Genomic DNA, 23,561 nt, shown 5'->3' on the forward strand with positions numbered 1-23,561 from the left:
TGAAGGTGTCGAAGACCACGCCAACGGCTGGGCGGCACCGTGGAGCGGAGACGCTCTCGGGTCCGGACACACCGGGCATGGCTGTGCCGGGGGGTGAACCGGGGACGCACCGGCGGTTCAACCCGCTGACGGGCCGGTGGGTGCTCGTCTCGGCCGGGCGGGACGGCCGGCCCTGGCAGGGCGGCCGGGAGGTGCCGGCGGCGCCTCCCGGCACCGCCCACGACCCAGGCTGTCACCTCTGCCCGGGCAACGCCCGCGCCGGCGGCGCGCATAACCCCGACTACCAGGGCCCGTTCGTCTTCACCAACGATTTCCCAGCGCTCCGGCCGGTCAGACCAGACACGGGCGTGGCTGGAACGGGTCCATCACCGCTGTTGGCCAACCGACTGCTGCACGCCGAGCCGGAGACCGGGACCTGCCGGGTGATCTGCTTCAGCCCGCGCCACGACGCGAGCCTCGGCTCGCTGCCGCTGGCGGGCATCCGGGCGGTGGTCGACACCTGGGCGGCGCAGGATCGGGAGCTGGGCCGCGACTGGCGGTGGGTGCAGGTCTTCGAGAACCGCGGCGCGCTCATGGGAGCCTCGAGCCCGCACCCGCACGGCCAGGTGTGGGCGTCGTCGTCACTGCCCGACGAGCCGGCGGCCGAGGACGCCCGGCAACGGGCGTACCTCGCCGAGCACGGCGCGCCGCTGCTCGCCGACTACGCCGACCTGGAGGCCGCGGCCGGCGAGCGGGTGGTGCTCGAAGGTGAGCACTGGCTGGTCGTCGTGCCGTTCTGGGCGGTCTGGCCGTTCGAGACGCTCCTGCTGCCGCGGCGCCAGGTGGCCCGGCTGGCCGACTTGTCCGAGGCCGAGCGGAACAGCCTGGCCGACACGCTGCGCCGGCTGCTGAACTGCTACGACGCGGTGTTCGGCTGTCCCTTCCCGTACTCCATGGGCTGGCACGGCGTCCCCGGCCCGTGGCCCGCTCCGAGCGGCGACGTTTCCGGCCCGTCGGGTGCCGGCGCATACTGGCAGCTGCATGCCCACTTCTACCCGCCGCTGCTGCGGTCCCCGACGGTGCGCAAGTTCCTGGTCGGCTACGAGATGCTCGCCGGCGTCCAGCGCGACCTCACCCCCGAGACCGCCGCGACCCGCCTGCGCGCCTGCCTGCACTCCCCGGCGGCGCCCGCCGGCCAGGACCCGGCCGGGCAGACCGGCCTGGCCCGGCCGAAGGCTGACCGGTGATGGGCCCAGGGCCGGAGCCCGCGCCCGGGCGGCCGCCGGCGCGGGAACGCGCGATCGCGGGCTTCGCCGCGGCCTTCGGCGGCCACCCGACGGCGCTGGTCCGCTCGCCGGCGCGGGTCAACCTGATCGGCGAGCACACCGACTACAACGATGGCTTCTGCCTGCCCGTCGCGGTCGACCGGGAGCTGTGGATCGCGCTGCGGCCGTCGCCAGGCGACGCCGACGACGCGATCGAACTGGTTTCCGAGCAGGAGGCCCGGGCAGCGCGGGTTACTCTTCCTCCCCCAGACGTGCCGCCGCCCGCCGCCGCACAGCGGCGGACAACGGAGGGCTGGGCCGGCTACGTCGAGGGGACGGCGGTCATGCTCGCCGCGGCCCACGGCCCCCTCGCCGGCTGGCAGGGCGTAGTGGCCAGCGACATTCCGACGGGCGCCGGGTTGTCCTCGTCGGCGGCGTTGGAGCTCGCGGTCGCCGCGGCCTGCGCACACATCGCAGGGCTGCCATGGGACGCATTGGCGATGGCCCGGCTCGCGCACCGGGCGGAGAACGAGTGGGTGGGCGCGGCGACCGGGCTGTTGGACCAACTTGCCTGCGTCAGCGGAGTCGCCGGCCATGCGCTGCTGGTGGACTGCCGGCACGGCACCGTCGAGCCAGTTCCCCTGCCGGCCCACGTCGCCGTCGTCGTCCTCGACACATCCACCCGTCGGCGAATCGTGACCAGCGCCTACGCCGACCGACGCGTTGAATGCGCCAGAGCCACCCGGCTGCTCGGCGTACCCGCGCTGCGGGATGTCGGCCCGTCGCTGTTGGCCGAGGCTGCCGGGCGGCTCGACCCGGTGGCGCTCGCCCGGGCCCGGCATGTCGTCACCGAGAACCAACGGGTACTCGACGTCGCGGCTGCGCTACGGGCTGGCGACGTGGCCACGGCCGGCGCGCTGCTGACCGAGGGACACCGCAGCATCCGGGACGACTTCGCCGTGTCCAGCGCTGAGCTGGACGCGATGGTCGAGGCCGCGCTCGCGGCACCCGGCTGCCTGGGAGCCCGGATGACCGGTGGCGGGTTCGCCGGCTGCGCGGCTGCGCTCGTGGACCGGGCGCTACTCGACGCGTTCGCCGCGGCGGCCCTTGACGGCTACCACGCGGCGACCGGGCTCACCGGATCAGTCCTGCCCTGCTCGGCGGTCGCCGGCACCGTGGCCGAACCCTGCCCGGGCGTCTCCTCACCTGGGCATGACCGTCAGGAGGCGCATCGCGACAACCGTCCGTAACCGTGGCTCCGTCGACGGAACGACTCCCCGCTGGATCACCTGATCGGCGCATTGGTGCTGGAGCCGTCGGCGCACCGTTCGTGTCCGTGCTGGCGAAGTGCCCGTCCCCGCCCACCGCGGTGCGTCGCCCGACGCGCCTGACCGACGCCTCGGGTCGCCCGGCCACCCATGACTCGCCGCACACGAGCCCGCGGGCGCTGGCAACTCCTGGCAACATCTCGTTCACCGCGGTGACGAACCCCAGTATGGCGAGGTGAGCACCGGCCGCCCACTCGTTCCCGTACCACGATCTCTTTTCTCTCGGCGGGCTCCAGCACCGGTTCTGTCCTCGTGGGCTGGTCGTCGGCGGGCTCATATGTTGGTGCGGCCGGGACACGGTGGACCAACCCGAACGGCCCGCCTTCCGCTGAAAGACGAGCAGCGGCCCTCCACCCTCTCGATCACGCCGCGCGGGCGTGGACGCATCTTGGTCACCACGGCGATCCGCCGCTCGCGATTACCTGTATTTGCGGAGAGTTGTATGAAGAAGAACGCCGCCGGTTCCCCCCGTTCTGATCGGCTCCGGCCTTGAGCCGATCATCCGCTTCGGTGCCGAGCGTCCCCGAGGCGGCGAACTCCGCGCCGTCGACGGCGGCCGGTCTGGCCTCCGGGTTGATCGCGGCGGAGGCCGAGCGCCAGCAGCGGCAGGCGGATGCGCAGCGTGAGGTGCTGTTCGCGGACGAGCTGCTGCCAGGGGTCGGAGATGAGCGGCTGTCGCTGCGTGAGGGCCTTGCCGCGGGCGGTTCACTGACCTTCACGACGCTGGTGGTGTTGTCGGCGCTTGACGAGCTGGAGTCGGCGTCGGTGTCGGTGCTGTCGCCGGAGATCCGGGACGCGTTCGGGATGAGCGACGGGATGATGGTGTTCGTCGCGTCGGCGTCGAGCGCGTTCCTGGTGCTTGGCGCGTTGCCGATGGGCTGGCTCGCTGATCGGTATCGCCGTAGCCGGATCATCGGGTGGGCCGGCGCGGTCTTCTCCGTCATGGTGTTCGCGAGCGGGTTCGCGGCGAACGCTCTGTTGTTCTTCCTGGCTCGGTTCGGCGTGGGGATCGCGAAGTCAAGCAACACCACTGCGCACGTATCGCTGTTAGCCGACACCTATCCGATAGGCGTGCGAGGGCGTATCTCGGCGTTCACCTACGGCGCCGCGCGGATCGCGGGCACCATCAGTCCGCTGGTCGTGGGCGGTATCGCCACGTTGGCCGGTGGCGAGGACGGCTGGCGGTGGCCGTTTATCATCCTGGGTCTGCCCGCGTTGGCTGTGGCGCTGTGGGCGTTTAGACTTCCCGAGCCCCCGCGTGGTCAGCACGAGATGAAATCGGTGCTGGGAAATGTCATCAAGGACGAGAATCCGCTGCCGATATCGATGGAGTCGGCGTTCGCGCGGTTGATGCGCATCCACACGGTCAAGAGCGCGATCCTGGCCTTCTCTGCCCTGGGGTTCGGGCTTTTCGCGACAGGTATTCTGGGAAGCCTGTGGGCAGAGGACCACTACGGTATGTCAGCCTTCCAGCGTGGCCTCATGGGCACGTTGGGTGGCGTAGCACTGTTGTTTACCCTACCGGTGGTAGCGCCGCGATACGACCGTCTGTACCACCGGGATCCGGCAAAGGCGCTTCGCCTTCTGGGCCTTTGCATCCTTCCGGCCTCGGTGCTGCTGCCAATCCAGTGGTTCATGCCGAACTGGATCGCCTTCATGATAGCGGGCGTCCCCGCCGCGGCGCTGTCCTCCGTGGCGTTCGCCATGATAGGTCCGATCATGCAGTCGATCGTCCCGTACCGCCTGCGTGGCATGGGCGTGGCGCTCGGCGCGGTCTACGTCTTCTTCATCGGCGGAACCGGCGGTGCGGTGCTCGCCGCCCTGCTCGCCGATGCCTACGATCCGCGGGTGGCCGTGCTGGTCATCGGGATTCCGTCGCACGCGCTCGGCGGCTATCTGCTGATCCGTGGGGCGTCCTTCATCAGGAACGACCTGTCGCTGGTGGTGGCCGACCTGCGCGAGGAACTCGCGGAACACGACCGTCAGCAGGCGGATCCGGCGAACATCCCGGTCTTGCAGGTCAATGACATCGACTTCTCCTACGGGCACGTGCAGGTGCTCTTCGACGTCGGATTCGAGGTCAGGCGGGGAGAGACCCTGGCATTGCTGGGCACGAACGGCGCCGGCAAATCGACCATCCTGAAGGTGATCTGCGGTCTCGGCACGCCCTCGAGAGGGGTGGTGCGGCTGAACGGCCGGACGATGACCTATGTACCTCCCGAGCAGCGGGGCCGATACGGCGTGCACCTGCTGCCGGGCGGAAACGGCGTGTTCCCGGCGATGACGGTCCGGGAGAACCTGGAGATGAGCGCGTTCCGGATGCGCCGGGACGGCGCCGACCGCGACCGCCGGTTCGCCTACGTGCTCGACCTGTTCCCCGACCTGGCAAGCCGGCTGGGGCAGCAGGCGGGGTCGCTGTCAGGAGGGCAGCAGCAGATGCTCGCGCTCGCGGCGGTCCTCCTGCATGACCCCGAGGTGCTCCTGATCGACGAACTGTCGCTGGGACTGGCGCCGGTGGTGGTACAGGACCTGCTCGCCGTCCTGGAGCGGCTCAAGAACGACGGTCTGACGATCATCGTGGTGGAACAGTCGCTGAACATCGCGCTGGCGATCGCCGATCGGGCGGTGTTCCTGGAGAAGGGCCAGGTCCGCTTCGTCGGACCGGCCCGCGAGCTGGCTGAACGCGACGACCTGGCACGCGCGGTGTTCCTCGGCCGGGAAGGCGGCTGAACGGCCATGGAGATACCCACCACGCAGGTGTTGTTCGACGGCGCCGTCACCGGTCTGGTGATCGGCCTGCTGGCAGTCGGGATCGTGCTCGTGTACCGCTCGACCCGAGTCATCAACTTCGCTGTGGCGAACATGGGCCTGGTCGGCTCCGTGCTGTTCGCGCTCCTCGTAGTCCGCTACAACGTGCCGTACTGGGTCGGCCTCCCCATCTCACTGCTGGCGGGGGCAGTGTTCGGGGCCGTCGTGGAACTGGTCGTGGTGCGCCGACTGTTCACCGCCCCACGAGTGATCGTCCTGGTCGCCACCATCGGGGTTTCCCAACTCGCGCTCATGATCGTCACGGCGTATCCGGACCTAAAGGACTACGCCGACCGGTCCTATCCCGTGCCTTGGGGAGGGCGGTGGTCTCCGCTCAGCGGCCTGCAGGTCACCGGTGCACAGATCAGCATCCTCGTGGTCGTTCCGCTGATCACGACCTTGCTGGCGCTGTTCCTGAGCCGCACGGTGCTCGGAAAGACCGTGAAGGCATCGGCGGACAATCCCGAGCTCGCCCGCCTGCGGGGCATCAATCCGAAGATTGTCTCCGCCGTCGTGTGGACGGTGGCGGGTTTCATCGGCACTCTGTGTCTGATCCTGATCTCCGCGCAGAACGCGTCACTGGCGCAGATCACCACGCTGGGACCGACCACTTTGCTTCGGGCGCTGGCCGCCGCGGTGCTCGCCCGGATGGCCTCGCTACGTGTCGCGCTGGCGGCCGGGGTGGGACTGGGTATCGGGCAGTCGTTCATCCAGTTCAACTGGCTCGACCAGCCAGGTCTGACCGACGCCGTCATCCTGCTCCTGGTCCTCGGCGCGGTGTTCTTCGTCAGCCGTGGACGCGAGACTGAGACCTCGTCGTTCTCGTTCGCGCCGAAGGTCCGGCCGATCCCCGAGCGCCTACGCGAGATGTGGTGGGTCCGCCACCTCGAACGTGCCCCGTTGCTGGTCCTCGGGCTGTCCGCGCTCTTCCTGCCGCTGGTGATCACCCAGCCTTCCCGGCACCTGCTCTACACGATCATCATGGCCTACGCCATCTGTGCCACCTCCATCACCATCCTCACCGGCTGGGCCGGCCAGCTCTCCCTGGGCCAGATGGCCTTTGCCGGGCTGGGCGCGCTCACGACGGCGACACTGGGCCGCGGGCTGCGCTTGGAGATCGGCAGTGTCACGGTGGCTGTCAACCCGCTGCCATTTCCCGCCGCCGTGCTCACCGCCGCCGTGCTCACCGCTGCCCTGGCCGCAGTGATCGGTACGGGCGCGCTACGGGTACGGGGACTGCTGCTCGCGGTCAGCACCTTCGCGTTCGCGATCGCCGCCGAACAGTTCCTCTACCGGCGCGAGATCTTTCACGACGAGGGGTCGACCACCGCGTCACTTACTCGCGACTCTGTCTTCGGCCTCGACGTCTCGTCCCAGCGCGCCTACTACTACGTGGTCCTGACCGTTCTCGCCGTCGTGCTGGCCGTCGTGGCCCGCCTGCGCAGGTCCGGAATCGCCCGAACCACCATCGGGGTACGGGACAACCCAGCCGCGGCGGCTGCCTACACCGTTGTGGGCACCGGGGTGAAACTGCGCGCTTTCGCGCTCGCCGGGGGGCTGGCGGGCCTTGGCGGTTCTCTGCTCGCCGGAGCCGTGCAGGCCGTCCCGTATACGGACAGGTACTTCCTCAGCAACGACTCCCTCGTCCTGGTCTCCATCGTGGTCATTGGTGGTCTCGGCTCGGTCTACGGTCCCGTGCTTGGCTCACTGTGGGTAATCGGCCTGCCGTCCTTCATGCCCAACAACGAACTCGTCCCGCTGCTGACGTCCAGCCTGGGCCTGCTCATCCTGCTCCTATATTTCCCAGGGGGCCTGATCCAGGTCGGCTATGCCGCCCGCGACGCCGTCCTTGCCTGGGCTGACCGGCGGCTCGGGGAGGCACCGCCGGTCAAGACCGTCACCTCCGCGGCCGTGGTGCTCACCCATGGCACGCGCGACCCGGCTCCGGCCGGCCAGCCCGTCCTGACCGTCCAGGACGTCCGCGTCCGCTTCGGCGGCCGAGCCGCCGTCGACGGTGTCTCCCTGGAGGTCATGCCTGACGAAATCGTCGGGCTTATCGGCACCAACGGCGCGGGAAAGTCGACGTTGATGAACGCCATCGGCGGCTTCGCTCCCGCTACGGGCACGGTGACGCTCCTCGGCCAGGACGTCTCCCGGTCCTCTCCGGAGAAACGAGCGCGCGCGGGACTCGGCCGCACCTTCCAGGCCGCCACCCTCTTCCCCGAGCTCACCGTTCGCCAGACCGTCCAGGTCGCCCTTGAGGCTCGGATTCGGACCGGGTTCCTTGCCACAGCGCTCCACCTTCCCCACACATTTCGGGCCGAACGAGCAAAACGCGCCGAAGCGAACGAGCTCATCGACTTTCTTGGTCTCGGCCGCTACGCCGACGCCTTCATCGCGGACCTCTCCACGGGTACGCGGCGCATCGTCGAACTCGCGGGGCTGCTCGCCCTCGATGCCCGGGTCCTATGCCTAGACGAGCCGACTGCCGGCGTCGCCCAACGGGAGACAGAGGCGTTCGGTCCTCTGCTCCAGGAAATCCGCCGTGAACTCGGCGCAGCGATCCTCGTCATCGAACACGACATGCCACTCGTCATGGGTATCAGTGATCGCGTCTACTGCCTCGAGATCGGCAGGGTCATCGCCTCTGGCCCACCCGACGCCGTCCGCGGCGATCCCAAGGTCATCGCCAGCTACCTGGGCACCGACGAGCGCGCCATCCAACGCAGTGGAACGTCCCAGACGGCCGTCGAGACGAATGACGGATTCTCCGCCGGTGCCACGGTCGTGCTGTGAGCTCGGTCGGACACATTACAGAACGACAGGAGTGACCATGCGGAATCTCAGACGCGGCGCCGGATTACTGGCCACCGCCGTCGCGATCGCCCTCGCCGGGTGCAGCGTCGAATCAAGCGACAAGGCGGACCCTCAAGCAGGCGCGGAGGCGAGCCCGGAAGCCTTCCCGGCCCCACCGGCGCCGGCGATATCCCCGGGTGTCACCGACGACGAGATAAAGATCGGATTCGTCTACCCAGACCTCGAGAAGGTCAGGCAGTACATCGCCATCGACCACGGGGACTACGAGGCGACGTTCACCGCGCTCGTCGACAAGGTGAACGAGGCGGGGGGCGTCAACGGTCGCAAGCTCGTGCCGGTCTTCGGCGCGGTCAACACCCTCTCGCCCGCCGGCGCGCAGGAGACCTGCGTCCGTCTCACCCAGGACGAGAAGGTCTTCGCCGTAGTCGGCAGCCTCAATGCCGACGAGCCGCTCTGCTACCTCCAGACCCACCAGACGGCGGTCATCGGGGGTCCCCTCACCGCGGCCCGCTACGCCAAGGCGAAGGCACCCTGGTTCTCTGACCAACGCGGCGGCGACGAGGTGGAGGGCGGCATCGAACAGTACGCCGCCGGCGGCGCACTGAACGGCAAGAAAGTCGCGGTCATCGCCACGGCGGATGACAAGGACACGGTCGACTCCATTGTCCTCCCAGCCCTGAAGCGGGCCGGCGTGACACCGACGGAGGTCTCGGTCGTCGCGGTGGACCTGAACGACGAGGCCGCGACGAACCAGCAGTTCAACGTCTCCATCGAGAAGTTCCAGACCGCCGGGGTGGATACCGTCATCGTCGCGACTCGTGCCACGGTCCAGTTCTCCAGGCAGCTGGCGAAGACGGCCTACCGGCCGACTCTGCTGTTCACCGACCGAAACTCAGTGGCGAGCTTCGTTCGCGCCAAGGAGAACGAACCGAACCTGGTGGCCCTGCAGAATTCCACCGGCATCGGAACCTACGCGGACATCACCGAGAAGGGCTTTGCTGAGTGTGCCCGGATCGCCGAGGAAGCCATTCCTGAGATTCGCGGAAAGATCGTCGATCCCAACAACGTGCCCCGCGGGGCGCCGAACTACGCGATCTCGGTCGGCGTCTCGTGCACCGCGCTCCGGCTCTTCCAGGCGATAGCGGGTAAGGCAGGGCGGGACCTCACCTACCAGACCTTCCAGGAGGCGGGATTCTCGCTCGGGCCGTTCCGGACGCCCGCAGCCGCCGACGAGGCCACCTACGGGCCTCAGACCCCACACGGCAACATTCCGCCCCACCTGTTCGACTTCGACTCGAAGACCGGAACCTTCGTCCTTCGCGACTGAGCGCGGTTCGTCAGCTGTCGTGGGAGCTGGGCCCTGCCTACGCGGGTCCAGCTCCTGACCGACTAGTCTTGGAGGTTTCGTTGTCCCCTGTCTGGCAGGCTTCCTTCGTCGCCGCGCCAGCCCACGCCTCGGGGCGAGCCCGCGGCGCCGCGCCCTACCTGCGGACCGAGTTCGCCGTCGACGTACCGCCGCGGCACGCCACCCTGCACGTCACCGCGCTAGGTCTGATCGAGCCCCACGTCAACGGCGTCCGGGTGAGCGAGGAGGTGCTCATTCCGGGGTGGACGTCCTACCGGCATCGCCTTGCAGTGAGCAGCGCCGATGTCACCGCGCTCGTCGTGCCAGGCCGCAACGCGCTGGGCGCCGTGCTTGGTGAGGGATGGGCCGTCGGCAGGCTGACCTCCGACCCGCAGCGCCTCGGGTTGTGGGCGGACCGCCCGGCCGCTTTCCTCCAGCTCGAACTGGACTACGGCGATCGGGTCGAGCTGGTCACCAGCGACGGCAACTGGCGCGCGTCCACCGGCGCGGTACTGGCCAACAGCATCTACGACGGCGAGGCCCACGACGCGCGGCTCGAACCGATCGGCTGGAGCACCGCCGGCTTCGACGACCGGGCATGGTCGGCCGTCGAAGCCGTCGACGTGGACCTCGACACGCTGATTGTCCCGTCGCGCCCACCGATCCGGCGCATCGAGGAACTCCCCAGTAAGGAGATCATCACCACCCCTTCGGGGCGCACGATCGTCGACTTCGGCCAGAACCTGGCGGGGTGGGTGCGGCTCACGGTGACCGGAGCCCCCGGCACGACGATCACGCTGCGGCACGCGGAGACGCTCACCGGTGGTGAGGCAAACTTCGTAACCAATCGTGGTGCCCATGCCACCGATAGCTACACGCTGTCCGGTGGTGGAACGGAGACCTGGGAACCAAGGTTCACCTTCCACGGATTCCGCTATGTCGACGTGGAGGGCTGGCCCGGGCCGCTCGACCCTGGGTCGCTGACGGCCGTCGTCGTGCACAGCGACATGGCCAGGACCGGATGGTTCGAGACCTCCCACGAACTGATCAACCGGCTCCACCGCAACGTCGTGTGGTCCATGCGTGGCAACTTCGTCGGCCTGCCCACCGACTGCCCGCAACGCGACGAGCGCCTCGGCTGGACGGGCGACATCAACGCCTTCGGCCCCGTGGCGGTCTTCCTGTACGACGCCCGCGGCGTGTTGGAGTCCTGGCTCGAGGACGTCGCGGCCGAGCAGCGGGAGAAGGGATTCGTGCCGCACACCGTCCCGGACGCGTTGGGCACGCCCTCCCCACCGGCCGCGCTGTGGTCGGACGTCGTTGTCGGCCTGCCGTGGACGCTGTACTGGGAATGCGGAGACCAGGACGTGCTCGCCCGCATGTACCCGGCGATGACCGCCTTTGTCGACGACGTCGCGGCGCGGCTCGACGACCGTGGGCTGTGGAACCGCGGCTTCCAGTTCGGCGACTGGCTCGACCCGGACGCGCCGGCCCACGACGCCGCCGCGGGCAAGACAGACCGGTACCTGGTCGCGACCGCGTTCTTCTGCAGAACCACCAACCGGCTGGCGCGTATCGCCGAGATCCTGGCGCGACCCCAGGACGCCGCTCGGTACGCGGCCCTGCACACCCGCGTCCGCGAGGCCTTCCGGCACGAGTGGGTCACACCGGCCGGGCTCCTCGGCGTCGGCACGGCCACCGCCTACGCGCTGGCCATCTGTTTTGACCTGCTCGACGCGTCGCAGGAGCGCCGCGCCGGTGACCAGCTCGCCGACCTCGTCGCGAAGGCCGACTACCGGATCACCACCGGGTTCGCGGGCACGCCCTTCGTGACGCACGCCCTTAGCCGCACGAACCATCTGGACACGGCCTACCGGTTGCTGCTGCAGACCGAGTGCCCGTCGTTCCTTTACCCGGTGACGGCGGGCGCGACAACGATGTGGGAGCGATGGGACGCTCTCCTGCCCGACGGCAGCGTCCACGACACCGGAATGACATCCCTGAACCACTACGCGTTCGGAGCGGTCGCTGACTGGCTGCATCAAGTGGTCGGCGGTCTGAGCCCGGCTGAACCGGGCTATCGGCGGATACGCGTCGCACCGCGACCGGGCGGCGGGCTGACCCATGCCACGACCACGCACGACACCCCCCACGGCCGCATCCAGGTCGCCTGGCGGCGAGTGACCGACCATCGAATGGCCCTTGAGGTCGACGTTCCACCGGGAACCAGCGCGGACGTGCTCCTGCCAGAGCACCCGGACCACCGACTCGAGCAGGTGGGCGGGGGACGGCACCGGTGGGAGTACGAGGTGCCAGCGTCGGACCCCGCCGCCTACGACTTTGACACCCCGATGGCCGCCCTCGCGGCGGACCCGGCGGTGTGGGCCGCCGTCTCCGAGGTCCTGCATCGGCACCTGTCGCAGTACGCGGAACGGTGGACGAGCGACGCCCCGCCGCCCCAGCTACCCAACCTGCGGGCCTTCCTCACCATCTTCGCCGGTCGCGCTCCCTCGATGGAGACCGACCTCGTCGCCGCGCTCAAATCCCGGCCGCTTGTCGCGGATCGATGACCGGGCGCGCGCCCACACGGCAGTGGCCAGCCGGCGGCTGTTCCCAGACCGCTTGGCCCAGGTTGAGCCGGAAGACGAAGGAGGTTTCGCCGTGGCGCGGGTCGACATCGCCTTGCTGACACTCGAGCAGAAGGCGTCCCTGCTGTCGGGTCAGGACCAGCAGTTCACCAAGGCGCTGCCCGAGGCCGGTGTGGCCGCGATGCTGCTGTGCGACGGTCCCTACGGGGTCCGCTTCCTGCCGCCGGGAGAGTACGAGGACCTGGAGAGCTGGCTGGACATCGCACGGCCGGCGACGTGTTTCCCGGCCGGGGCGGGGGTGGGTAACAGCTGGAGCCCTGAGGTCGCAGCCGAGATCGGTGCCGCGGTGGGCCGGGAGGCACGCGCCTACGGCGTCACCGTGAACCTGGCGCCAGCGATGAACATCAAACGCTCCCCGTTGTGCGGGCGGAACTTCGAGTACTACTCGGAGGACCCGCTGCTGACCGGTGTGCTCGCGGCGGCGTATGTGCGCGCCGTCCAGAGCGAGGGCGTCGGGGCTTCGGTCAAGCACTTCGCCGCGAACAACCAGGAGACCTCGCGCATGGAAATCAGTGCCGAGGTCGACGAACGGACGCTGCGCGAGATATATCTCCGCGCCTTCGAACTCGTCGTCACGCAGGCCCAGCCGGCGACGGTGATGGCTGCCTACAACCGTGTGAACGGGGTCTGGGTGTCCGAGAACAGCTGGCTGCTGCGGACGGTGCTGCGTACCGAATGGGGGTTCACCGGACTGGTCGTGTCCGACTGGGGTGCCGTGAACGATCGCGTAGCAGCCCTGCGAGCTGGCCTGGACCTGGAGATGCCCGGACGCGGCGAGGCACAGCAACGGGTGATCGTCGACGCTGTGCGCAGTGGCGACCTGGACGAGGCGATGGTGGACGAGAGCGTCGGTAGGGTGCTGGCGCTGACCGAGTTCGTCACGGCGGCCGAGGGCTCGTTCGACGTCGACGCCCACCACGCTCTGGCGCGCAAAGTCGCGACCGAGTGCGTGGTGCTGCTGAAGAACGACAACGAGACACTTCCGCTTGACGACGCACGGCGTATCGCCGTGATCGGGACTTTCGCCTCCGAACCCCGCTACCGCGGGGGCGGAAGCTCCCGTGTCCGCCCCACGCGGGTCGACGTATCTATCGATGCTATCCGCGCGATCACAATGAAACGCGGGCAACGCGTTTCCTTCGCCCCGGGATTCACCCTCGACGGCAGCGGCGACGAGGAATCCCTGCAGGCCGCCGCGGTCACGCTCGCCCGCGAATGCGACGTGAGTGTGGTGTTCGCTGGCCTCGCCGAGCAGGACGAGTCAGAGGGCTTCGACCGCGCCCGCCTCGAGCTGCCCGCGGCGCAGGTGGCCCTTATCCGGGCGGTGGCCACGGCCAGTCCGCGGACGGTGGTCGTGCTCGCCCATGGTGGAGTCGTCAGTCTCGAGGGATGGCACGACGACGTCGAGGCGATCCTCGACGGCTCGCTGATCGGCCAGGGAGCCGGGGGTGCCCTGGCCGATCTGCTCTTCGGGATCGAGAATCCCTCTGGGCGCCTCGCGGAGACCATCCCCGTGCGGCTGCAGGACAACCCGAGCTACCTCAACTTTCCGGGAGAACTTGGCCAGGTCCGCTACGGCGAGGGTGTCATGGTGGGCTACCGCTACTACGAGACCGCGGACGTGGCCGTGCGCTACCCCTTCGGACATGGCCTGAGCTACACGACGTTCGAGACGAGCGACCTGACGGTCACTTCCATCGGCGTGGACACCGTCGAGGTATCGGTCACCGTAGCGAACACCGGCCGGCGGGCAGGTAGACACGTGGTACAGATCTACGTCTCCAGCGAGGCCGGACCGGTCCGCCGACCCGTCCGCGAACTTCGCGCATTCAAGAAGATCTCTCTGCTGCCCGGCGCTGTCGAGACCGCGACATTCATCCTGGATCACCGCTCGTTCGCCTACTACGACGTGCGAGAGGGCGACTGGGTCGTGGCCGGTGGCCAGTACACGATCCAGGTCGGTGACAGCGCGGCCGAGATCGTCGCCGAGGCGACCGTGACGCTGACCGGCCACGCCACCCTGTCCGCTCTCACGCTCAATTCCACGGTCGGCGACTGGCTGCGGCATCCCGTCGCCGGTCCCCGCCTGCTTGAGGTTCTCGGCGCGAGGAGTCCGATGGGCGAGGCGGACGCCAGCGTGCCGGATCCGACCGAGCTGAGCAGAGCGGTCGGGTCGATGAGGATCCGGGACTTCGCGAACCATCCCAAGGTGGGCATCCCACCGGAGGTGCTCTCCAAGGTTCTGGGATGAGCGGGCGGACCGCCCAAGCCCGACCCCGACATGTATGAGGTAGAAAATGTCCGCGATCATCAGTCGTCTCACCTTCGAGTACCTGCGCAACCCGCTCGGCGTCGGCGTGTCTCGCCCTCGTCTGTCCTGGATCGTCGAGACCACGACGCCGAACTGGATCCAGAGCGCCTACGAGATCGAGGCGCGAGGGATGGTGGTCCGCGCAGAGTCATCGGACTCTGTCCTGGTGGACTGGCCGTTCGCGCCGCTCGGGTCACGGGAGCGCCTCACCATCGGGGTCCGGGTCGCCGGGCCGGGCGGGGAGTGGACCGAGTGGATCCACGCCGACGTCGAGGCCGCGCTGCTGCGCGCCGCCGACTGGAGTGCCGCGTTCGTCAGCCCGGGGCAGGGGTCGCTCGTACGCGGCGAGTTCTTGGCGCGACCGGGCCTGCGGTCCGCCCGGCTGTACGCGACAGCGCTCGGCGTGTACGAGGCGTGCCTCAACGGGTCCGTGGTCGGCGACCACGTCCTGGCACCGGGCTGGACCGCCTACCACCAGCGCCTGCGCTACCAGACGTTCGACGTCACGGGCCTGATCGTGGAAGGGCCTAACTGTCTCGGCGCGACCGTGGGCGACGGCTGGTACCGGGGAAGGCTCGGCTTCGAGGGCAAACGCGCGCACTACGGCGACCACGTGGCCTTCCTCGCCCAGTTGGAGCTCACCTACCAGGACGGCACCGTCGAACGCATCGTCACCGACGAGACCTGGATGGCCCGGTCGGGGCCGCTGCTGTCCAGCGACCTCTACGACGGCGAGCACCACGACGCCCGGCTGGAGCCGCCTGACTGGTCCACGACCTCCTGCGACGACGCCGGTTGGGAACCCGTCCGCGTCATCCAGCACGACCTCGGCACGCTGTTCGCCGCCGGCAGCCCGCCCGTGCGCCGAACCGAGATCCTCGCGCCGGTGGCCACCACGGTCGCACCGTCCGGCGCCACGATTCTGGACTTCGGCCAGAACCTGGTCGGCCGCCTGCGTGTCACCGTCCGCGGCGAGGCCGGCGAGAAGGTGATCCTGCGCCACGCCGAGGTTCTCCAGGACGGCGAGCTGTGCACGGCGCCGCTGCGCACCGCGCAGGCGACGGACACCTATGTGCTGGCCGACGGCGGCCCGCGGACCTGGGAGCCGCGCTTCACGTTTCATGGCTTCCGCTACGCGGAGGTGACCGGTCCCGTCGAGTCGGCCGTCGCGGTCGTCTGCCACTCCGACCTCGAACGCACCGGCTGGTTCAGTTGCTCCGACCCGCTGGTGGAGCGGCTGCACGACAACGTGGTCTGGAGCATGCGGGGCAACTTCCTCGACGTACCGACCGACTGTCCGCAGCGTGACGAGCGGCTCGGCTGGACGGGCGACCTCCAGGTCTTCGCCCCCACCGCTTCCTTCCTGCACGACAGCGCCGGGTTCCTCGCGTCGTGGCTCGCCGACCTCGCCGTGGAGCAGGGCGACGACGGCGTGGTGCCGTTTACCGTCCCCAACATCGTGGGATCATCGACACCAGCCGCCGCGTGGGGCGACGCGGCGGTGATCGTGCCCTGGACCATCTACCAGCGCTACGGCGATCGTGGCGTGCTGGCGGCCCAGTTCCCGAGCATGTGTGCCTGGGTCGACAGGCTGCGCTCCCTGGCCGGCGAGAACCGGCTGTGGGACACCGGCTTCCAATTCGGGGACTGGTTGGACCCGACCGTGCCAGGCGAACGGTCGGACCTCGCCAGGACCTACCCCGAGATCGTCGCCACCGCCTACGTCGCGCGCTCCGCCGAGTTGGTGAGCCGCGCGGCCGAGGTGCTCGGCCGGCGGGAGGACGCCGAAAAGTACTCGGCGCTCGCCGAGGAGGTACGCGCCGCCTTCCGCGCCGAGTACGTCACGCCCGCGGGCCGGCTGCTGTCCGACTCCCAGACCGCCTATGCCCTCGCGCTCACATTCCGGCTCATCGCCGACGAACGCATCCGCTGCCACGCCGGACAACGGCTGACCGACCTGGTCCGCGGCAGCGGCCACACGATCGCGACCGGTTTCGTCGGTACCCCACTGATCTGCGACGCGCTCACCGACGCGGGCTCCGTGGAGACCGCGTACCGGCTACTGCTGCAACGCGGCTACCCCTCCTGGCTCTACCCCGTCACCCAGGGCGCGACCACCATCTGGGAGCGCTGGAACAGCCTGCTGCCCGACGGAAGGGTCAACCCGAATGGCATGACCTCGTTCAACCACTACGCCCTGGGAGCAGTCGCCGACTGGCTGCACCGGGTCGTGGGAGGGCTGGCCCCGGCCGAGCCCGGCTACCAGCGGCTGCGCGTGGCGCCCCGGCCCGGCGCAGACCTGACCAGCGCGGGTGCGCGATTGCGCACCCCGTACGGCCTCGCGGCCTGTTCCTGGAAACTCGATAGGGAGATCCTCACGGTCGATGTCGTCGTCCCCGCCAACACCACCGCCGAGCTCGACCTGCCCGGCTGCGCCCAGGAGACCATCGGCTCGGGCAGCCATCGCCGGAGCGTTCCGTTCACGGGACATAGCGGCGCAACATCCGCCCTCACTCTCGACAGCACCATGCGGGAGGTCGGAGACCGACCCGAGGCCATGAAGGCGATCAATGACGTAATCATCGCGTGGCGGCCGGAGATCGCCGATCTTGTCGCTACAGGGCCGTCCGCCATCTCCCCGGAGACAACGGTCCGTGATGCCCTGGCCATCCTACGTAACGACGCGCTCCTCGCCGACGTCGAGGCGGCCTTCGCTGCACTTTCACCCTGAAGGCGCCAAGGCGCCGTGCCGGGCGCGAGCCCAACTGTGGATGCTGAACTTGCGTGGTTTATGGTCACGCATGGGCAAGCTACGGGTCGGCGATCTTGGTGTGCGTGGCACGGGAGGCGAGCTCGAACTCCAAGCGGTTCGCCGGTGACGCCATCCTGTGGCCGAAGATCTAGCAAAGCGCCGTGACTCGGTGGCGCAAGGTCCGTGGGTGGATGTGCAGGACTTGGCCATTAGCCGCCTAACTACGCGGCATCGCCCCGCAGGGTTCGGCGATATCGACCGTGCTCGCCAACCTGTTTAGCGCTACGCGTTCGAAGTGTTCCTGGTCCGAAAGTTCCCGGATGGGCAGTTCGAGCGGTGTGCGGACAGCGCGATCGTGCACTGCACGTCGGAACCGGAGGCCCGCGAAGTGCTGGCCGCGCCTACTGGCTGGATGAAGGGGGTCGGGCTGCGGCTGCACCCGACCAAAACTTTCGTGCACTGGCCTGAGAGCGCACGCCTGAATACGACAAGAAAAACGGCGTGGACCGAGAGGCCTTTACACGCCAGGTGGCGGTCGACGGCCAGAACCGGCCACCGGTCCCGATGGCCGTCTTGTCATGTCGCGCGTTCCTTTCTCGGCCGGGACCCCACCGGCCGGAATGAGTCAAGCGGGCCTGACGGCAACCGTGTCACCCGATGCTGCTCGTTTGTATAGCACGTCCATCGTACGTCTGTACAGCTTCTGGCCGCAGGGGCAGGCATCGCCGACGATGCCGCGGAAACTCGGACCGAAGCGGCATCCGCCGTCCAGCGGATACAGGTCAGCTCGATCACCCTGCGAAGCGGGTCGGTACGGGATCTGCATGCCCAGGGCCTCGCCCGCGAAGGGGGCTGCCGGTCGATGCCGCCCGTAGGGCGCCCGCCGAGCCGAGGCGGCCGGCGAGCGGCTCGATGATCGGCTGCGCGACGGCGCCGGCCCGTAACAGTCAGTTCCGATGCCTAGGTGGCCAAGACCTGGCGCAGGTCACCTTTCGGACGCGCAATGTGGATGCCGTCCAAGACATCTGGAGCCTTGGGCAGGGCTTGGTGGTCCACGACTCCGCCTGGGCGTCGCCTCGACAGACCACCTTCTCGGCGTGCTTGGCCTCTCGACCGCGCCGCAGAGTTGTCACGGCGAACCGTCCAGTAGAACGAGACTCTCGACATTTCGGACACAGCCGTTCGGGTCTCAGTAGAACTTGACATCCTCATCGAAGGCTGCGAGCATGCGGCCACTCCCGTGCCGGACCGCCCGAGCCGGCGCCGAAGCCCCGTTCGGCAGCCAACTCCGGCCGCTCGTACTCCTGCGGCGAGTCTCCGATGCTGTGGAACATTGCCGAACTTTCCTACGACGGCCGCAGCGTGCCCGTGGCGCCATAGCTCGCGTGCCCGTCATTCCAAATCAACCGCCGCTGGGCGGGCTTCTACCACGAGGTGAGGCAAGTGGCACATACGAGAGTCCTGTTGAGCAGGCCGAACCGTCGATGTGCATGGCGGGTGACTGGTCGGTTATCTGGCTTGTCCCGGTCCTCAGGATTATCTGGTCTGGTCCTGATGTTTGCGGCGACCGGGGGCCTTCTCGCGGCCTGTGGAAGCGACGGCGACAGCAACGGCAGCGTGTCAGCCGCCTCGGCGAGTGCCGCGGCCTCGATACTCGGCCCATCCGCGCCCGCCACGGGCGCACCGGTCAAGATCGGAATCGTCTCCGAGGGCAAGTCCGCGGTCTCGGACATGTCCGCGCAGAACACCGTCGCCGACGCCACCGCGAAGTGGCTCAACGAGCACCGTACCGGGATCGCCGGCCGGCCGATCGAGCTGATCAAATGTGATGCCCTCGGCGACCCCGGCAAGGCGACCGACTGCGGCAACCAACTGGTCGAAGCCGGGGTCGTCGCCGCCGTGTTCGGCGAGTCCGCCGTCATGCAGGACGCCTGGAGGCCACTGCACGAAGCCGGCATCCCGGTGATGCTCTACGGCACCACCGAGCCAGCGCTGCTGGCCGACAAGGACTCGACGTTCATCCTGTCCGACCCATCGGCCGGGCCCATCGGCCTGCCGATCTCGGTGGCCAAGGACAAGGGCTACAAGAAGGTGACGTCGATCGTCATCGACGTTCCGGCCGCGCTTGGCCTGGAGACGACGGTGGCACCCGCCAAATACAAGGAAGCGGGCCTGGAACACCAGCTCGTCCGGATCCCGCCGGGCACCGCCGACATGACACCACAGCTGGGACCCGTCGTCGCGGACGACCCCGGCATGGTGTTCGTGCTCGGCAACGACTCGTTCTGCATCAGCGCCTTCAACGGTCTGCGCGCGGTCGGATACACCGGCCAGGTCACCAGCATCGCCCAGTGCATCACCGACGCCACCCGCACGGCGGTGCCCGGCGACGTCCTCAACGGCATGGAGATCACGGCGTCGGCGCCGATCGGGACCGACAACCCCTCCACGCAGCTCTACCAGGCCGTCGTCGACACCTACAGCAAGGGTGTGGACACCAGCCAGATCGGCGGGATGAGCATGTTCACCGCGCTCGCCGGCTTCCAAGTGGCGGTTGCCAAGATCAGTGGTGAGATCACGCCCGCCACCATCATCTCCGCCGTCCGAGCGATGCCGGAGGCGGAGCTGCCCGGCTCCGGTGGCCTGAAGTTCCAGTGCGACGGCAAGGCCAGCCCGCTGTCGAGTGCGATTTGCGGCCATGGCTCGCTGGCCGCGACCTTGGATGCCAACGGCCAGCCGCGCAGCTACGAGGTGGTCGACGCCACCGCCGGAGGCTGATTCGGCCAGCGACCCTGGGGCCGGGAACCGTCACGGCCCCAGGGTCCACGCCGTCGGCGGCGAACCGGGCGGCGAGACCTCCAACCAACTGCCGGCGAAGTTGTCACGCTCCGCGGAACGATGAGCCCCGCAGTGAGAAGTCCTGAGTTGGGAATCCGGACCGGGCGGCGGACGGAGGACACAACGGCCCAGCCGATTCGATCAAATAGTTCGTCCGCGGCGCCTGACACTACCGCACCGTCCAGATCCGGGCCAACCGACGCCTACTCGCTGTTAAGGGTCGACTCCCGATCGACGTCCGCACCGCGCTCGCAATCATCAGCTGAACACGGCATGTGTCTTGTCCTGACAAGAGTCGAATTCCAGCGGAGGCGCGACCCTCGAGGACAACGGCTCAACAGAGCCGGTGCCGGGCCAAAACCTCAGGACCTTGACGCGGCTACGGCGTTTGTGCTAAACCATGGAACGTCAGCAATACGATCGTATAGCATGCGGCTTCGCTGGCTCGTGGGACACCGGGCCGGTAAGCGTCATGACGCTCGAAGGGAGAGGGAGTTGCCCGACTGGAAGGCGGTCGACTACTTCGGCGATGAGTCACTCCTTGAGAATCCATACCCCTACTTCGATGAGCTGCGCGCGGTGAGTCCGGTGCTGCCGCTACCTCACTTGGGGGTGGTCGCCGTCACCGGCTACGACGAGACGATCGAGGTGTACCGCGACGCCGAGAACTTCTCCTCGTGCAATTCGCCGGTCGGGCCGTTCGCGCCGTTTCCCGTCCCGCTCGAAGGTGAGGACGTCAGCGAGCTCATCGACCGATATCGTGACCGTCTTCCGCTGAACGAGCACATGGTCACGATGGACCCGCCCACGCACACCCGCGAACGAGGGCTGCTGATGCGGCTTCTCACCCCCAAACGACTCCAGGAGAACGAGGACTCCATCTGGCGCCTGGCCGACCAGCAACTCGACGAGTTCACCGCGGATGGCAGGTGTGAGTTCATCGGGGCATACGCCCAGCCGTTCGCCATGCTCGTCATAGCCGACCTGCTCGGCGTGCCCGAGGCCGACCACCAGCGGTTCCGCGAAGGTTTCGGTCTCACTGTCAGCCCCGGCCAGATCGGCTCCGACCAAAGCGACCGAGAGCCAAACTCGCTAGGGTGGCTCGACGCCGAGTTCACCCATTACATCGAAGACCGCCGGCGCGAGCCACGCAACGACGTGCTCACCAGCTTGGCACTGGCAACCTATCCGGACGGGAGCACGCCGGACGTGACCGCGGTGGTCCGGGCATCCTCATTCCTGTTCGCCGCCGGCCAGGACACCACTGCACGCCTGCTCGCCGCCGCGTTGAAATACCTTGCCGAGCACCCCGAGGCCCAAGACGAGCTTCGGGCACGTCGCGAGTTGATTCCGCACCTAATTGAGGAGACACTGCGGGTCGAGAGCCCGGTCAAGGCGGATTTCCGTCTGGCCAGGCGCGCGACGACCATAGCCGGCGTCGAGATCGCGGCGGGGACACCAGTCATGCTGCTCAACGGTGCGGCCAACCGAGACCCACGGCATTTCGAATGCCCGGCCGAGTTTCGCGTCGACCGCGACAACGTCCGCCAGCAGATAGCATTCGGCCGAGGGATCCACTCCTGCCCCGGAGGCCCGTTGGCGCGCGTCGAGGGCCGAATTAGCCTTGAGCGTATCCTCGACCGCACCCGTGATATTCGGCTTTCTGAAGAGCATCACGGGCCGACAGACGCCCAGCACTTCAACTACCAGCGCTCCTGGCTCCAACGGGGTCTCACCGAGCTGCACCTGGAGTTCACGCCCGTTGCTAGTGACCGATGAGCCGCACCGCCATCGTCACCGGTGGCGAATCCGGCATGGGGCCGGTGTTGTCCCATGGACCTGTCGCGGGCGGTCGCCACATCGGCGTGGGCGATCGGGACGAGCTGACGGCCAGATCGCTCGTACTGCATCCGGAAGAGGAGGAGACGCCGAACTTCTATTGGAATGTTGTGTTGCGCGGAGGCCAGCACCGAGCTGCTGTGCTAGGTCGCTCCGCAGATCGCATGAAAGAACTCGGCGAAGGTAACCGATCTTCGCCCCCGAGGGCATGTTCGGATCGATGACATCCGACCCGCCAGCTGGACCCTGGCGATCGACGGTTCGCCAACGAGACCTAGGTAAGGTTGCTGGCTGATTGACTGAGATACTTGGTCCGGGAGTTTGACCAGCACAGCAGGTCTGCAATGTCTCCGCCAGCGATCAATCGGATCAGATGCGGCCCTCAGGTTCTTTACCACGGCTATGTCCCACCGCCGCCGGCTGGATGGGCCAACATCGGGAAGATCCTTTCTGCCGGCGGATTCTCGACCAGCGGCGCCCTAAAGCCAGCCAGCTCGACGCACGGCGGGACAGTAACCGGATCAACTCCAACCGCGGCCGGTTCAGAGCCGGGCTCAGCGCAACGCGGGCTGAAACGCCCCCTTTCAGCCCGAAGATCCATGATCAAAGTGATGCCGATCGAATGGAGGATTAGTCGATGGAACTACGGGAAGTGCGCGACGTCGTTGGGGATTACACCGGGAACGCCCGCGCTGTGCTGGAGTACAGCCTGATGGTGAAGGGTTTACTGGACAGCGCGAAGGAGCCCGGTTTCTCGGTCGAGAGCTGGGCGCCGCTCGCCGAGCTGGTCGAGGTCGACGAGTTCGAGCGCGTCGGCAACTTCAAAGAAGTCATGACCTGGCGGGACTACGTCAACTTCCTCACGCCCTGGGCGATCTCGGCCAACTGGGAGTGCTCGTTCAAGCGCCTCACCGAGCGGCCGGGGGTAGTATATCTTGAGCTCGAGGAACGCAGCCGCGTCAATGGCAACCTGCGGGCTATTAACTCGCTGTCGGTCTACGAGTTCAATGAAACCGGTAAGATCCGGCACCTCGACGTGTACCTCCAGATGCCGCTTCCTGGGCCGGACATGCTCCTGAGGTATGAGGGTATCAAGATCGCTAATTAGCGGGCATCCTCAAGTAGTACTCCAGCCGGACTTCTGTGGTCGTTTGGATCTGGTGGGCTGGGATTGGGCGGCCGGGCTGTCCTGAGTGGTGTGGCGATCCCGGGCGTGAAGGGCCACCGGTCGATCGTGGCGGGTTGTGTGGACTCTCGAAGATCAGCCGGTGGCCGCATGCCCCAGCGAAGACCCTGACCCTTGGCGGTCCGGATTCGAAGCTCTCGCGGCCCGGGTCGACTGTCGCTTCGCCGACGCCGAGTCCCGGAAGCGGGCACGGTCGTTCCTAGCGGTCTGATAGCAGGGCTGCTGCGAGTGAACTGCAGGTGGACGTCATGTCGGATGGAGATGACGACGGCCGGGGAGGGGGCGATATCAACGGGCGGGGCACTGCACCGGCTGGGCCGATCCGGGTTGCTGCGTGCGGCGAGGAACGTGCCGGGAGGCGTGGTGTACTAAGCGCGTATCCAGAAGTCCTGCACGTAACCCGGAGTGAGGTCGCGGGCGTGGAGGAGTGGCGACACCGGCCTCG

At 68.1% G+C, this 23,561-nt stretch carries 11 protein-coding genes; all 11 read left to right on the forward strand.

Annotated elements, in window-relative coordinates; translation table 11 throughout:
- Nucleotides 1-77 precede the first annotated feature (77 nt).
- The 11 genes from I6A81_RS14085 to I6A81_RS14135 all read left to right on the forward strand — a co-directional run bounded on the left by I6A81_RS14085 (nt 78) and on the right by I6A81_RS14135 (nt 23,038).
- A complete protein-coding gene (locus I6A81_RS14085) occupies nt 78-1,226 on the forward strand; it encodes a UDP-glucose--hexose-1-phosphate uridylyltransferase (protein ID WP_203002542.1) in 1,149 nt (382 codons plus the stop codon).
- Nucleotides 1,226-2,494 (forward strand): galactokinase, encoded by a 1,269-nt coding sequence (gene galK / locus I6A81_RS14090; RefSeq protein ID WP_203002543.1) that lies wholly within the window; start codon nt 1,226-1,228, stop codon nt 2,492-2,494. Before I6A81_RS14085 ends, galK begins: the two co-directional genes overlap by 1 nt.
- A gap of 588 nt (nt 2,495-3,082) precedes the next feature.
- Complete coding sequence (locus I6A81_RS14095) at nt 3,083-5,302, forward strand: ATP-binding protein (protein ID WP_307874654.1); 2,220 nt, start codon at nt 3,083-3,085, stop codon at nt 5,300-5,302.
- Between the two features lie 6 nt (nt 5,303-5,308).
- Nucleotides 5,309-8,176: an ABC transporter permease subunit gene (locus I6A81_RS14100; protein WP_203002545.1), complete on the forward strand. Its 2,868-nt coding sequence runs from the start codon at nt 5,309-5,311 to the stop codon at nt 8,174-8,176.
- A gap of 37 nt (nt 8,177-8,213) precedes the next feature.
- Complete coding sequence (locus I6A81_RS14105; protein ID WP_203002546.1) at nt 8,214-9,524, forward strand: ABC transporter substrate-binding protein; 1,311 nt, start codon at nt 8,214-8,216, stop codon at nt 9,522-9,524.
- 80 nt (nt 9,525-9,604) lie between these two features.
- The gene (locus I6A81_RS14110) at nt 9,605-12,112 is read left to right on the forward strand and encodes a glycoside hydrolase family 78 protein (protein ID WP_203002547.1); all 2,508 of its coding nucleotides are present in this window, start codon (nt 9,605-9,607) and stop codon (nt 12,110-12,112) included.
- Nucleotides 12,113-12,203: 91 nt separating this feature from the next.
- A complete protein-coding gene (locus tag I6A81_RS14115) occupies nt 12,204-14,441 on the forward strand; it encodes a glycoside hydrolase family 3 C-terminal domain-containing protein (RefSeq protein ID WP_203002548.1) in 2,238 nt (745 codons plus the stop codon).
- Nucleotides 14,442-14,487: 46 nt separating this feature from the next.
- The gene (locus I6A81_RS14120; protein WP_203002549.1) at nt 14,488-17,232 is read left to right on the forward strand and encodes a glycoside hydrolase family 78 protein; all 2,745 of its coding nucleotides are present in this window, start codon (nt 14,488-14,490) and stop codon (nt 17,230-17,232) included.
- 1,464 nt (nt 17,233-18,696) lie between these two features.
- Nucleotides 18,697-20,031 (forward strand): ABC transporter substrate-binding protein, encoded by a 1,335-nt coding sequence (locus tag I6A81_RS14125; RefSeq protein WP_203002550.1) that lies wholly within the window; start codon nt 18,697-18,699, stop codon nt 20,029-20,031.
- Between the two features lie 555 nt (nt 20,032-20,586).
- Entirely contained in the window at nt 20,587-21,870 is a 1,284-nt protein-coding gene (locus tag I6A81_RS14130) for a cytochrome P450 (RefSeq protein ID WP_203002551.1), read from the forward strand.
- Nucleotides 21,871-22,642: 772 nt separating this feature from the next.
- Nucleotides 22,643-23,038, forward strand: coding sequence for a hypothetical protein (locus tag I6A81_RS14135; protein ID WP_238428911.1), 396 nt, complete (start codon nt 22,643-22,645; stop codon nt 23,036-23,038).
- Nucleotides 23,039-23,561 lie beyond the last annotated feature (523 nt).

This window comes from Frankia nepalensis, assembly GCF_016786325.1.
Lineage (GTDB): Bacteria > Actinomycetota > Actinomycetes > Frankiales > Frankiaceae > Pseudofrankia > Pseudofrankia nepalensis.